The 15325-nt window shown below is 70.4% G+C and carries 1 protein-coding gene (cut by a window edge); it reads left to right on the top strand.

All coding sequences use genetic code 11. The features are described 5' to 3' along the window. A protein-coding gene (locus ACFWP3_RS09825; protein WP_384218201.1) for a UvrD-helicase domain-containing protein crosses the window boundary here: on the top strand, positions 1 to 15325 show its 3' portion. 11756 nt of this gene lie to the left of the window's left edge; 15325 of the gene's 27081 nt are visible here — the last part of the coding sequence; its start codon lies off the left edge, out of view; the stop codon is at positions 15323 to 15325.

The following is a 15325-nucleotide window of genomic DNA, read 5'->3' as shown; positions in this document are numbered from 1 at the left end:
CGCCGTTGTGCTGCGCCAGGCGGCAGCGTTCTTGCACGACGACGAGATCCGGCAGCGCTCCCGTGCGTACCGAGGCTCCCTGACCTTGGCCCGCGCCACCCGTCACCTGGCCGAACATGCCCGCCGTTCCGACCTGCCCGCCAGCGACCAGGCGGCCATCGCAGACCTGCACACCTCGGCGCAGAGCATCGCCGCCGACTGGGTGGCCTCAGCCGCCGACCCCGACGCCCGGGCCCGACTGTTCCTCGGAGGTGAGGGTGTGCCGCTGTGCCCGCCCTCCCCCTCCACCGCGCCCGCCGACACGGTCACCGAGGCCGAACGCGTGATCGCCCGCGCCCTGGACCGGGGGATGGAACCCGCCGCCTGGGGCGGTGGCGGCTACCAGCTCCAGAGCCGCATCGACGGAACCACCTCGGTCCTCCTGACCCGTGGGCGCATGGACGACGACAGCTGGCGCAGCCGGCGCATAGAACAGCTGACGTCTCTTGGCTGGTCGGTTCAGGCAACCCAGGAGGAGGACTACCGCGGCCCCGCGCGCGCCCAATCCCTCCACTTGGTGGTCGAACTTCCTCGCGGCACGCAGGCCGAACAGTGGCTGCTCGCCAGGGAAGTCCGCAGCATCCTCGACGTCGCCCGACGCCGCGTGGATCCCACCCGCACCTTCCGCGTGGAGCCCGCCACCGAGCGGCACTTCCCCGGCGGCAGCACCACCACGGCGGTGGTCGTACGTGGCCGGGAGGACTACCTGCAGCGCGCTGGCTACGTCACCGACCGCTTGGACGGCGTGGGACTGGTCGTATCCCGTCCGGCGGGGGCCGTTCCCATCGGCCCGGAATCACCCGCTGCGGCGGCCCGCCCGGCCTCCGTCCGGCTGCACACCGTGGCCGCAGCGATCCGCCCCCTCCACGCGCAACTCACCGACCTGCTGGCGCTTGTCCACGACCGCCACCCCGGTCTCTTCGACATCGAGGAGCTCCGGGGCATGTGGGCCGAACTTGCAGCAGTGGACGCGGCACATCCTCTGGAGACCAACCCGCCGGGGATCCTCGACAGCTCGGACCGTCGCGGGGCCGTCAACGCCACCCGGATCCACCACGTGCTCACCTGGCTGCAGACCGGCTACGTCGGGCAGGCCAGGAACGCCGACCAGCAGATCGCCGACCTGTACGGCCCCGGCCGATTCATCCAGGCCCGAGCGGCCACCCTTCGCCAGCTGCTCCACGACTACGCCAGTGGCCGCACCGAGTCCGCACGTCACGAATTCACCCGCACCCGGCCAGACCCTGACGGTCAGCGCGTCTGGGCCCGCTACCAGGAGCTCGTCCAAACCCCCAGCGAGGCCACCCCGCTGGCCGAAGGCCCCGAAGGGGCAGTCGCCCGCGTTGCCAGCACGACACCCACCACTCCCGGCACCGGGCAGAGCTCCGGGCGGACCGGCGAGGGACCGGCACAGGACGTCGGCCCCGGCGCTCCGACGGCCGGCGGGAACGGCGGGAGCGACCACACACCCCCACCCGCGCCGGGAGGCAACGACGAGCCGGAGCAGCCTCTGGAGGAGTCCACTCCCAGGCCCGTTCCGGAAGTTGACGAGGCAGCTGCCGGGGTGGCGTTCACCAGGCGGCGCCAGATCAGCGCGCCGCGGCGCGCCCTCAGCGACGCGGTCCGAAGCCTGACCGGGACCGGCTACTTCCGGCAACGCAGCGATGACACAGGTGTGGAGGCCGAGCTGCGGGAGGCCTTCGCGGCCTACTCCAGCGCGTCGCTGGACCAGCCGCACGGCTTGCACGACGCGATCGAACGACTCACTGCCGCACTAGCGGCGGTGAACGACGCGTGGCCGCGAACGGATCTGCCCCAGGACGCTGCCCAGGCCTTGAGCGCAGCCATGAGCACGGGAGAGGAGCTGCGGGGCCGGTGGCGCGCCACCGCCACATCCCCATCCTGGGAGGCCCTCTTCGGCGGCACACCCCGCCCCACCCTCGCCCAGCAGGACACATCGACCGCGCCGTCTCCAGGAGAAAGCCCGTCCCCAGCTCCGATGAAGCCGCCCGCTGTGCAGGGCGCAACCGCGCTGCCCGGTATCCACCTGGCGGAGGTGCACGCTGCCATCAAGGCGAGCGTCGCTACATGGGGCGCAAACGGACAGCAGGGTACTGGTGTTGTTGACGGGCTCGTCTCCTTCGTCCGGCACATGGAAGACCCCGCCCGGTGGCGTGCATGGCGTGACGAGCTTGTCGGCTTCGGACGCGGGATCTGGCTCAACGGAACCCGCCTCCCGGAAGGCCTGCGCGAGCTGGACCGGCTCGACCCGGCACCCGGGGGCATCAAGATCAGCACGAAGGGAACCCACCAGCGGCCCGCCGTGCAGGGCCTCATCCGGTGGGAGGAGGTCCCCGCGTGGGTCGAACTCGGCCTCACCGAAAGCCGCCGCGAAGAGCTCCTGGCCGCCAGCGCTGCTCTGGAGAGCACCCAGGCGGACACCCCCGACCACCGGGATGTGAAGCAGCGTCTGGAGAGGGCCGTCGACGCGGTCTGGGATGCCGCAGAAGCCGCCGCTGCCCCGAACGCATCCGCCCTCGCGGCATCTTGGACCCGCTACATCGCCGGGACCGAGCAGGAACCGGACTCGCTGTTCGACCTGCCGGCGGACGAGCCGGACAGTGGCGCCTACCGCGACGCAGAGCAGTGGACGAGCTCCACCGACGACGTCATCACCGCATCCTGGGCCGCGGTCGCCCACCCGCAGTGGCTCACAACTGTCCAGGGACAGGCTCTGACCGAGGCCGTCACCGCCTTCCGTGCTGCGATCTATCCGCCCGACTCCGCCTACACCAGCCTCCTGCTCGGCCAGGCGGTCAACGCCCCGGGACTCGCCAAGTCACTCCCGGCGCAGCTCCAGCCTGCCTTCCAGGAGTTCGCAGCGGCAGCCACACAGCACGCGGACCGGGTTGCCGCCACCGTGTGGGGCGAGCAGTGGCGCAGCGTATTCCCCGGCACTCGGGAGCTCTGGCACGACGACCCCTTCCTCCTGCCGCGCATGGGCTACCCCGACCCCCGAAACCTCGCTCCGACTTCCTCCACTGAGCCGCTCGACGCGTCCGAGGCCGGCGACGCCGGGGACTTCGAGGCGGCCCACAGCCCTGATGGCCGTCGCGTCTACGACGTCGGCGGCGCGCCCGGCTTCCGGGTCGTGGAGGAGCCCGGGATCTGGCACGGCCCGGCCTATACCCTGCACAGTCCCAATGGGCATGTCGTTGCCACTCTCGTTCAGCAAGGCACCGGCTGGAGCACAGCCATGGGCGCCCATCTGCCCCACGAGACGACGAACCCCGTCACCATGCTGCCGCCGCAGCCCTATGGCTCCGGCAACTTCCGGGCCGCAGTCCGCAACGCGCTGCGTGTCTGGGCCGTCGACGGCGGACAGCCCCACCCGTGGCCTGCCGCCTATCCCGACCGGAGGCACCTCTCGCAGGCCTTCGCCGACCTCGAGCCGCTCCCCAACGCACTGCGCATCGCAGGCCGCCGTATTTGGCCTCTGACCTTCGAGAAGCAGCCGGCGCTCGCACGCGTGCTTGCCGGGCTGGAGCAGCTCGCGGCCCACGAGCGGACCCGCCTGGGTGACGATCAGATCCTCTCCAAGGCCGATGTCCTCGAGGAGCTGCGCCCCGCCGTCTTCGAACTGCGTACTCAGCTCGAAGACGGCGGGCTGAGCGCGTCCGACCTCTATGGCCTGGTCACCGAGCTGGCCGCCCGCGCCTTCGAGATGCCCGCACGCCTGCGGGCTACCACCACGGCAGAACCCGTGCAGCCAGCCGGACTCGCCCCGTCGGCCCAGCAGACGCCCCAGGAGGACGCGGCTGTCGAGGCACATGTGCGAAACCAGGAACCCGAGGCTGACGCCCCCGTGCTGAGCTCTGACGAGACAGTGTCGCCCGCGCCGGACGAGACGCAGGCTCCGATCGCTGAAGGCGCGGAGTGGGCCCCGGAGTTTTCGGTGCCCGCCACGGTCACCCAGTTGTGGAACACGGCCAAGGCCCGCGGCTGGGCCATGACCCGCAAGACGGACGGCACCGGGTACAGCCAGAACCTCATCGTGGAGATCGGAGCCCAGACTGCCCGCGGCCGGTGGGCCTTCACCCTGCGCTGGGGCATCCGCAGCGGACGGTTCTCCGCAGACAAGATGCGCTCCCACGCCCTGTGGGCGGACGGCCGCGCAGGCAAGCGCGGTGGCACGGTGCACCCCACCGTCACCGACGTCCTGAACATCATGGACCGCCACCCCGCCCTGCCGGCTTCGCCCGCAGATACCCCTGAGCCTGCAGCCGTGGCAGCGGCCGAGCCGGAAACCGTGCAGACTGCGGACTCGCTGGACCAGGGGACCGAACCGGCTGCAGGGCCGGGCGCGCCCGAGCCTGCGCTGGCGGCCAGCGAGGCCGCTGGCCAGGAGACAGAGCCTGCGGCGGACAGCGAGAACATCCCGTACGACGCGTTCGAGATCCGGAGCATGCCCGGCTACTGGTGGCGTATGGACCCGCGCCGGGAGTACGACTCCTACTCCGACATAGGGCGGGACACCACCGAACGCATCACCGTGGGCATGCGCGGGGAGGTGATCGGATACGGTCACAGCCCGTTCGGGGACAAGGTCAACTGGACCATCTCCGTCGGCGGGAAGTACCAGCCGGGCACGCGGACCGCGTCCGGCAGCGCCGAACGCATCGCTGAACGCCACCAAGCCCTGGAACAGGCCAAGCAGCAGACGGGTGCACGACCGCCCGAGGCGGTCTGGATCTGGCACGAGTCCGCCTCCGGCGGCCGCACCCACGTCTACGGCGTCCAGGCCTCGGACAGTGATGTCCTGGCCGAGCTGCGCGCACACAACTTCCAGGAAGCGCCTTCTCGCGGCGCCTACGTCCAGAACAAGAACGTCACCCCTGAGCAGCGCGTCTTCAAGACCGGTCAGTTCGTCCGCAGCATGCTCGCGTACAACCGCAGCATCGCCGTGCACTACACCCAGGAAGGTGCGTCGGCGGACACCTCCCTGCCCGAGCTCGGCCAGGAACAGCGCGGCGAACTGGACCGGATCAGCAGGCCGCGCGACGGCGGCCGAGACTGGAGCCCGATCGAGTTCCAGCCCGGTGACCAGGTTCTTCTCTCCGGCAACGCTTCCTGGTGGCACACCGTCACCAACGTGCATTCGGAGAAGATCGCCACGGAGGCACAGACCGTCCGCTACCGCGATGTCCTTGCGCGGCGGCGCGGCCACGAGCTGATCACCACCGCCGACCCCGTCGGCGAGACCACTACGGCTCGGCCGGGCACCCGGTCTCTTGGCGATGCCGCCCCCGAGTTCCTGGATGCCGAAGCCGCCCGGCTGGACCTCCCCCTCGCTGACGAGGCACACCGGCCCTTCGTCGAGGCCCGCCGCGCGAAGATCACCCAGGTACGCGAGAGCCGGTCCGGCGAGCTGGCCCGGATCGAGAAGCAGCGAGCCAGGCTCCAGGCCCTGCTGACCAACGAGACCGAGCTCAAGCGCCTCAACGGCAAGGTCCTGTCCAATGAATGGGGTGAGCCGCTCGGCGCAGTCCTCAGTATTGGCAAGTTCGGCGAGCCGATTGGGCGAGACGACAAGCGGTTCAAGTGGGTGACCTTCGACCTGGATGGCGTCCCGGTCACCGTCCTGGAACGCAAGGGCGACGCCCAGGAGCGCGCCATCAAGCGCGAGGACCGCCTACACCAGAAGGCGCCGGCCGGCTGGCGGCGCGGCACGTGGACCCAGATCTCCGCCGGGGCGACGATCCGCCTGCCCGAAGCGCAGGGTAAGGCCCTGACCGCCGGGACATGGACGCTGCCGCTCACCGTGGACCGCGTGGCGCGGCTCGCCGACGGGTCCGTGATCATCGACGGCACCCGGGACAGTGCCCCAGTCACCTACCAGCTGAGTGCAGCCATCGCCATGGCAGGCCCGCTTCGGGAGGCCGTTGGCGAGCTGGCGCTGCGGCCTGAGACCACCGTCGCACGAGCGGCACGCCCCGCCCTGCTTGCCGCCTTCGACGGCCTCTCGGTCCCCATCGTCGGGCACCCGGCCGTGCGTGCCGCATTCACCGCGGTCCAAGCCGCCAGAGAGGCGATCGACGGCCGCCCCACGCCTTTCCCGAAGCTCCAGGAGCAGGCCTCTACAGCCCACCAGGCCCTGATGGCACTGGCCGAAGCAGCGCAGCTCGATGATCTCGAAGACATTGCCGGGAACGCTCGCGCGTCGGCGGAAATCGTGGAGCACTGGTCCGGCCAGCTCGAGGACGTCGAGGCAGCAGCATCTCGCCTGACGGCACCCACCGTGGCGGCGACCTCGCCCGAACCTCAGCCCACGAGTCAGCTTCCGGCCCCGGGACCGGCCACGGAGCAGAGTGTTACGGACGCGGGCGCAGAGGCTGCGAAGGCGGCCACGCCAGGGCGCCCGTGGACGCAGATGACCCCCGGTGACTTCGACAGCGGGTCTGCCCCTGCCCCAGAGCCCAACCCCGTTCCCGCGGGCCAGTTGCAGATCGACAGCCAGGCGACCACCGGCCAGGACAGCTCTTCGGCCGGGGCGCCCGCCGCGGTGTCGGACTACGACGCCCTGCTGCTTGGTGGACGCGCCCGGGCCGAGGAGCTCGCCGCCCGGGCCACGCTCGGAGAGCCCGAGTCCGACGGCGTGCGCACGACCACGCCCGTCCTTCTGGCAGGCGAGCGCATCGGCACCATCTCTACGCGCACGAACGGCGGCTACGTCGCCACCGGCATCGACGGCTCCTCCCGCGGCGAGCCGTTCGAGACGACCGCCGCCGCCTTGGCCGCAGTCGTCGCGGACTACGACCGGTGGGTAGCAGGCCGAGACGAGAGCGAAGCGCGTAGGAAGGACCTCGCGGAGTTCGGGCAGCCGCAGCCCACCCCGCCCGGCGAGCTCCCGGCGGACGCCTCCCCGCTGCCCGACCTGCCCGGCTACCACCAGGTCATCGGCCAGCAGCACACCGTGGTCTACGGCCCGGACAACCTCGCGGTGGGGACGGTCGAAAACCGTTCTCACGGCAAGGGCAAGCACGAGACCACCTTCGGCACGCAGCGCATCAACGGGCGCGACAGCGTCGCGGCCTCCGTGGAGCACCTCGTCGAGGTGCACAAGGCGCTCACCGGTCCGCCCGAGAACTTCGAGTACAGGGGTGTGTGGATCGAGCATCACCCCGATGGCACCCGGGTCTGGGGAGTCGGACAGGACGACCGCGCCCTGGTCTTCGCCCTGGAGGTCGCCGGCGGGCCGCGGGGCTTCAACCGGAAGAACGTTGACAGGTCCGACTACCGGTCCGGCATGTACTGCCACACCCTCCCGTCCAACTGGGGTCCCGACCTTCGGTCCCAGAAGGTCGAAGCACTGCGGACGCTTGCGTCAAGCCACGGCCGGGAGCTGCCCGTCTTCGAGAGCCAGGCCGCCCGCGAGGTCGCCACCGGCACCCAGCCCGCAGTGCAGGAGCCGGTCAACGCTGGGCTGCAGCTCACACCGATCCCGCCCATCGAACCCGGCGAGCCCTTCACCCAGACCCGAGAGGTCCTGGGGCTACTGGGCGAGATCAAGAACGAGTACAACCGCACCCTTCGCCACAACCCGGCATGGCAGCGACTGGCTTCGACGAGCCCGGACGGCCGCGCTGACGCCCGGCGCTTCGAAGCAGCCGTCGAGTCGGTGCGCGACGAAGGCGTGTTCTCCGTGGCACAGCCGTCAACCGTGGCCGTGGTCGTGGAACTGGTGCGCGCCGCCACGGCCGTAGAGACGCACATGGACGGCGAGAGCCCGGCCGCCCTTCACCGCGGGGTAGCAGAAATCGGACGCCTCGCGATGCTGCTTGCCCAGCGGACGACGGCGACCGCACTCCAGCCGGAGACATGGCCGACGGTGTTCAAGACCCCGATCGCCGACGACACCGTACTGGGCGACTACCAGCGTGTCCGCGCCATGGCCAAGCTCCTGTGGTGGTCTGTGGACGGATCAGGCTTCCAGAGCGTCGAAGGCAGCAGCGTCGCCCGCGCACTCACCGCACTTCAGCGGCATCTGCTCAACGAGATGCCGGATGGCGTCGCCGACGTGGCAGAGGCCGCCCGGAGGCTGGACACGCTCCTGGCAGCCGCCTCCACCCTGCAAGGGGAGCTGCAGACCTACCCCTTCCACTCGCACGCCGATGTCGAGAAGGCCATCGCGGGCATTGCCGCGGCGGCGCGCCCCGTCTTCATGAAAACCCTCTCCACTACCACCGCCTCCCAGCTGGCATCACCTCAACCGGCACCCGCGGCACCGGAGCCGACACCCGAGGCCGACACGGTTGACCGATCGCCGGATGACGACGTTCAGGATGCCGGAGTCGACGCACAGGGCCGGCCGCGCACCTACGAGCGCGTGCCTCTCGCCACCGGTGGCTGGGAGGTCTTCCAGTACCAGGCCTCCGGCGGATCCTCACTCTGCACGCTGACACCGGACAGCGACGGCTTCCGTGCTCACCACGGAGACGTCGAAGGAAGAGGAACCACCTGGAAGGAAGCAGTCTCGAACTACGCCGATGCCGCACGCGAAGCTCGCGAGAGCCAGCGCCAAGCTGCGGCCCCGATCGCGTCGGCCGAGGTCGACACCGCTGACCCGTCCCCGGCCGACGAGGCTTCGGCGGCACCCGCGCCTGCTGCCCCTGCCGCACCGGCAACGCCCCTGAGCGTGCCCGTCGCCGACACCGAGGCCCAGGCAAAGTGGGAGGAGGCCAACCCCCGGCCCTCGGCGCGGCTGACCGTCACGCGCGAGCGGACGCACGTCCTGGTCACCGGGACGGTGCCCGGCGACGAGGACGCCCAGCTGCGCGAGTGGCTGAAGTCCAAGCACTTCTCCTTCGTGCCGGAGACGAACGACGGGCGATGGGACTCCAACAAGGACGACTGGCGCCGGCCCCACCCCAAGGCGGCGGTCTTCGCTTCTAACCTTGAGAAGCAGGCCAAGGCCTTCATCGCGACGCTGGACGAGCCGTGGCTGCAGATCCGCAACCGCATCGGGCAGGCGCTGACCCCTGAACTGCGGGCCGAGTACGAGCAGAAGGCACGCGATCGCGAGAGCTACCCGCTGACCGGGCAGCAGCGCGCGATCATCGACGCGGCACAAGACGGCCTCAACGTCGCCGTGCAGGCTCTCGCCGGTACCGGCAAGACCAGCACCATGGTCGCCCTGGCCCGCCGGATGCCGAACCGGCGCATCACCTACCTCGCCTTCAACGCCGCCAACGCCGCTGACGCGAGGCTGAAGTTCGCCGGCCTGCGGCACGTCAGTGTCTCCACGGCGCATTCCCTGGCCGCCCGGGACCTCATGGTCACCGACCTGGCCGCCAAGGTGGCCGAAGGCCAGCAGGACGGCGGGATCGGGACCAACGCGAACGAGGCCTGGGCCACCTTCCTCGGGGTGCAGCCCGCTCCCGCAGCGGACCGCGGGGACGACCTGGCGGCCGAGGACATCGTCGTCCTCGTCAAGGAAACGATCAAGAACTTCCGCAACAGCGACTCCGCCACCATCGACCTCATCCACGTCCCTGACCCCGACCACCCGCTGGTGGACCAGGCGGCCAGGCCCCAGAACCTGCGGCGCGCGGTCCTCGAACACGCACGGGACGCCTGGCAGGACAAGATCAACCCCGCCTCACGAGAGCTGAACTTCCACCACGACGACTACCTGAAGATCTGGGCCCTGTCCCGGCCGAAGATCCACGCCGACACGATCGTGTTCGACGAGGCCCAGGACATCAACCCGGCCCTGCGCAAGGTCGTCTTCGACAACATGCGCCCCGCATCGGGGCCGCCCGCCCAGGTCGTCATCGTCGGCGACCCCAACCAGTCGATCTACGCCTTCCGCGGCGCCGAAAACGCTCTGGAAGACTGGCCCGCCGACACCGAACTGCCCCTCAACAAGTCCTGGCGGTTCGGCCCCGAAGTCGCCGACATCGCCAACATCTTCCTCAAGCTGCTCTGCGCCCCGTACCTCATGGAGGGCAACGACGGCACCAGCACGGCCATCGGTCCGATCGAAAGCCCCGAGGCAGTGCTGGGACGCAGCAACGCCGGCGTGGTCTCCGCCGTGCTGGCCGCGCTGGAAGCGGGCCGCAAGGTCCACATGGTCGGCGGCGGCGACGAACTGAAGCGGATGGCCGAAGGAGCCAAGGAGCTCCAGGAGAAGGGCCGGACCCGCAAGCACCCCGAACTCGTTCCCTTCCGCTCGTGGAAGCAGGTGCGGCAGTACGTCGACAAGCACGACAGCGCCAAGCAGCTTGAGGTCTTCGTACGGCTCGTCGACGAGCATGGCGCCGACACGCTCATAGAGATGGTCGGCAAGCTCACCGAGGACGCCTCCGAAGCCGACCTCATCGTGGCCACCGCCCACAAGTCCAAGGGCCTGGAGTGGGGGCTCGTCCAGGTCGGCACTGACTTCCGCGGCCCCAAGACCAGCACCGAGCCCGGACAGCCGACCGTCCTGCCCTCGGACGAGGAACTGCGCCTGGCCTACGTCACCGCCACCCGCGGCATGCGAGAGCTCGACCTGGGCTCGCTCGCCTACATCGAAGAACTGCGCGCCCTGGCAGACGAGGTCTACGCCGCCCGCATGGGGGTAGCACCGCAGTCTGCACCGGCCACGCCCCAGGCGCCTGCTGCCCCAGTCCCCGCCGCCACGCTGGCCCCGTCCCAGGCCCAGGCCAGCGACGCCGGGACCCCGGCCGGTGCTCCTCCGGCCCGGGACGCCTTCCGGGTCCTCAAGGCCGTGGAAGCCCAGAAGCTGGCCGCCGCGGACGGCACGCTGTGGTGGGGAGGCCGGGGAGCCGGCCGCGAGAAGGCACTCACGAAGCCGATCCTCGTCCGCATTGAGATCGGGCCGCGCGGCGTTGTAGACGTGAAGGACGCGGCCACGGGCAAGCACGTGGCCACCATTCGCACGGGAACGCCGTTCTTCGCCGCACCGGCGACGTCCGGCCCGCCGCAGAACAGCGGCACCTCTCAGGAGGCCCAGGTTCCGGCGAGCTCCCCTGCGGCGGAGCAGCCCGACAGTGAGCCCGTAACCGTGTCGGCGCCGGTTGCCCCGATGTTCAAGGTCGAAGCCCGGCCTGCCTCCGGCGGCCGCCGCTGGGCCGTCCTCGACGCTGCCACCCGCGAAGTGGTGTGGGTCCGCAAGGACGGCCAGGCACTGGAGTGCGTCTACGAAATCAGGGCCGACGCCGAGAACATGCGGGACGCCCTGGCCCTGGCCCCGGAACTGCGGATCGACGCCCCCGACAACCACCCGGAAGCAGCCGAAGACCACCGCCCCGGCGAGGTTCTCCCTCCCACCCTCGGCCAGGTCATCGCCAAGGTGGCCCACACCCACAGCCAGTGGGTCAAGGTCGAACTGCGCGACGCCACCCAGCGGATCGTCACACTGTGGAACCCCGCCGGAGCCGACCTCGTTCAGGTCGGCCAGAGCGTGTACGCCTCTGGAACCCTGGGCGAGCCGGCCGCCTTCAATGGGCGCCTCGAAACGCCTGTCGAAGGCGGCACCGTCGAGGGCCAGGAGGCCGCCAACGCCCGCCTCCACCGGGAGACGGTTGCCCCCGGCGCCCCTGCGGCCACCCCAAGCAGTGCGCCCGCAACAGCCACTCCGGCGCGGTCGGCAGAGAAGGCAGCGCAAGAACTCGATGTACCTGCTGACCTCCTGGCCAGGCTCCGCAAGCTGACCTACGCCCAGCGCTCGAACCGGTGGGCACCCGAAGACCTACAGCCTCAAGCAGACCGCCGCGTCGAGATCCTGCTGGGGACCGGGGAGTGGGTTCAGGTCGCCGCCTGCGGCCCGCACAACATTCGTGACAGTCGCGGCGGCTTCCACGGCCTTGAAAAGGTGCTGGCCTGGCGCGACGGAACGCAGCTGGCGACCCTGCTGGATCCGCCAAAGCAGCCGAACGCCGATGTCCAGAACACAGACATGCAGAGCGCGGCGCCGAGCACACCCGTCCAGCCGGTTCCGAGGCCGCCGCTCATCTCCCGGCCGGTGCAGAGCATGCTGGCCGAAGAGCTGGAGGAACGGGCTGACGCCCTCGATACGTGGCTCGACACACACGCCGCCGACGGAGACACCGGCCTGAGCGTCCGCGCTGTCCAGCAGCGCGACGAGATCCGGGCCGAACTCGCGCAGCGCCGAAACCAGGAAGCCGACGCCGCCAAGGCCGGCAACTGGGACGCCTTCAGCGACGAGCTCGCCAGCCTCACCCTCGAACCGGTCGACCTGATCGGTACACACGAGGTTCTGCGCGATGGCACCCTGCTGGGCACGGTGACGGTCGACGCCGACGGATACCGCTTCCTCACCGCTGGCGCCCGCACCGCTGACGGAACCCTCCACGACAGCCCCGAAGGCGCTGCCGTAGCCCTCGCCCGGCACCTTGCCAGGGAGACCCCGGCGCCCCACCAGGCACCGGACCGGCCGGCGAGGAAGCCCCAGAAGGCCCCGACCGGACCAGCACCACGGTTCCTCGTCACGGCCGAGGACGGCCCGGACGCAAGCCCCAACATGCTGTTGAAGGCACACCTTCGCAGCGTGCGCGTCGACCCGAAGGCCCCCGACCAGCTCGGGCAGCGCAAGCTGATCGAGAAATGCCACAAGCACGGCGCCGAGCACGCAGGAACACACCTCAGCGACGGGGGCCGGCTCGCCATCCTCACGATCGGCTCCGGGCACTACGAAGTGCGCGCCCCCGACCGTCTCACCGAGGTCGGCGGGCCCTGGGGCAGCAAGATCCGCAGTCGCGAGCGCGCGAACGAGATCGCAGCCGCCTTGGAGAGCATCCGCGACGAGCAGGGCCGCCCCTTCCCCTGGGACCGACCGCACGTTGTATCGCGCGCACTGAACTTCCGCGATCAGGATGGCAACGACCTGGTCAGCGCCATACTCCAAGCGCTCGTCCGGCGCGGCCTCGACGAGATGGACGGACGGTACGCACAGGCCTACCAGAAGCGGACGGGGCAGCGGGTGGAAGCCCCCAGCCTTCCCGCACCCGCCGAGACCGCGTCCAGCCCCGCCGAGCGAGACCCGGCCATGCCCGCGGACGACGCCTTCTACCGCACGATCGTCAAGAAGATCGGCGAAGTCTCCGGGCCCGACGGATCCTTCTGGTGGAAGGGAGAGGTCAACAACCCACACCAGGGCACCGGGCCACGTACCAACCTGGTCCCCCTGGAGACCGCGATACGCGTACGCGTCGAGGAGTCCGACGACGAGAAGGGCGCCAGCATCGGATGGTTCAAGGTGCTGGACGCCGACACCGGCGAACACCTGGTCAATGTCCGATCCACCAGCCATGTGCTCGTTGCCGCACCGCGGGATCTTGCCGATGAGGACCGGCGCCGCAGCGCCGTGCAGCGCTTCAGCAGCGTGGGTCAAGTACGCACCCACTTCGTGGGGCCGGCGACCATCAAGGGCATCACCGGGGCACGTCGCAGCGAGCTGCGCAGGCTGGCCAAGGCCAGGGAACTCGTCGAACTCACCGCCGACGGACAATTCGCGATCCGCCGCAGCGGCGAGAACTACGAGGTGATCCCGGTCGGCAGCGGGCTCGGCTTCACCGGCGTGCTGCCCGATCTCTACCTCTCCGCCCGCGTACGCGACGACCTGGCTGTCACACCCCAGCCGCTGGAATCGCTGCCGACCCTGGAGCAAGCCCGTGCCTTCGCCGAGAGGATCAGTGGTCTCACCGACAGCGCCGGCAGCACGATCGACTGGAGCGACCCCGCCCTCGCCCAGCAGCTGACCAGTGCAGGCATCGTCCACATGGGCCACCAGCTGCTGCGTGAGCGGGCACTGTTCGACCGTGAACACGGGCGCGCCGGCTCAGCCTGCGACGCCATGTGGAAGCTCTTCGAGCCACGGACCGACCGAGCGGCCGAGCCCGACAGCGACCATCGGTGGGCCGACCAGCTGACCGTGGGGGACTGGGCCTGGCTCTCCATCAACGACGAGCGCAAGCCCCGCGAGATCAACGCCAGCTCGGAGACCGACTACGGCACCGTCACGATCACGCTGGACGACGGTACCTGGCACGTCCCGCGGAACCTGCCTGTCGAGCACCCGGGGGACGCGATCGTTCTGGACTCCGGGGAGCAGCCGGCCGGCATGCGCCTGGACCGGGCCTGGGTCGGCGACGGCGACGTCATCGAGTTCGACGTGAACGGCAGCCTCACGCCTGCTGCCCCCGAAGGGCCCGCAGGGGATCCGCCCGCGGGAATGACCCGTGTCCGGGGGCGGGTGAAGGTGACGCACCAGCACCCCCACGGGGGAGGGGAACGGGTATACCTCCTCGACCCCACCCTGGTGACCGGCGGGGCCGTCAGCCCCGCACCGACCAAGGTTCTGGCCACCGCGTTCGAACTGCCCGAGAGCGTCTACCTCCTGTCTGCTCGCGCCGCCCTCGCACCGCAGCCCGCGAGCTCGGCCACCCCCGTCGCGCGGCCCCTGCCCAGTCCCGTGCCCGTGGCCCAGAGGCCCGACGTCGCCGAGGCACCGGATACGGCGCTCGACACGGCACCGAATGAGCTGGCCGAGCTGGAGGACGGCGAGGCCTTGAGGCTGAACCTGATCGCCGCGCTGGACGACGCGAACGCGCCCTCGACCCCGACCGAACTCACCACTGTCGACGACATGCCGCTGTACGTCGGCGTCATGACCAGCCCGACCAACGGCAGGGTCCTGCAGTTCGGATTCGACCCGCAGGCACCGCGAGCCGCCGCGCAGTTCACACGCTCCGAGCTCGAGGGAGCCACAGGAGAGCAGGTCTTGAACGCCATCCTGGCCCGCCGGCCCGGCCTCGCGCCCCCCGAGCCCGGACCGGTCGCCACGGACCGTATGAGGGAGGACTTCCTCCAGCTCATGGATAACCCCAGGGCGCCCCACGGACCCACCCTGCACGGAACCATGAGCGGCGCTCTCCCCCTGTACCTGGCGGTCACGCCTCACGCCGAGCACGGTCAGGTTCTGCTCTTCGGGTTCGATCCCAACGGCCCGGCCGCTGCCCAGTTCACACGGGCTGAGCTGAACGACGCGTCCAACGAGAAGGTCCTGATGGCTGTTCAGCGCTTCGGCACAGCACACATCCAGAGCGCACTGCAGGCACGCGACATCCTTCACCGGCTCAAGGCGGGGGCCGCGGCCCGCCAGGCAGGCGCCCCCACGGCTTCTGCTGTCACCTCCCACAACGAACCTGCGCCCCGCGCCTACATGCGCCACACCACGACCGCAGGGAGGTCCGTGCGCTGA

Origin of the sequence: Streptomyces sp. NPDC058525, from assembly GCF_042719495.1 — a bacterium.
Classification (GTDB): domain Bacteria; phylum Actinomycetota; class Actinomycetes; order Streptomycetales; family Streptomycetaceae; genus Streptomyces.
Note: the sequence above shows the minus strand (reverse complement) of the source record. Positions and strands in the feature narration are given on the sequence as shown.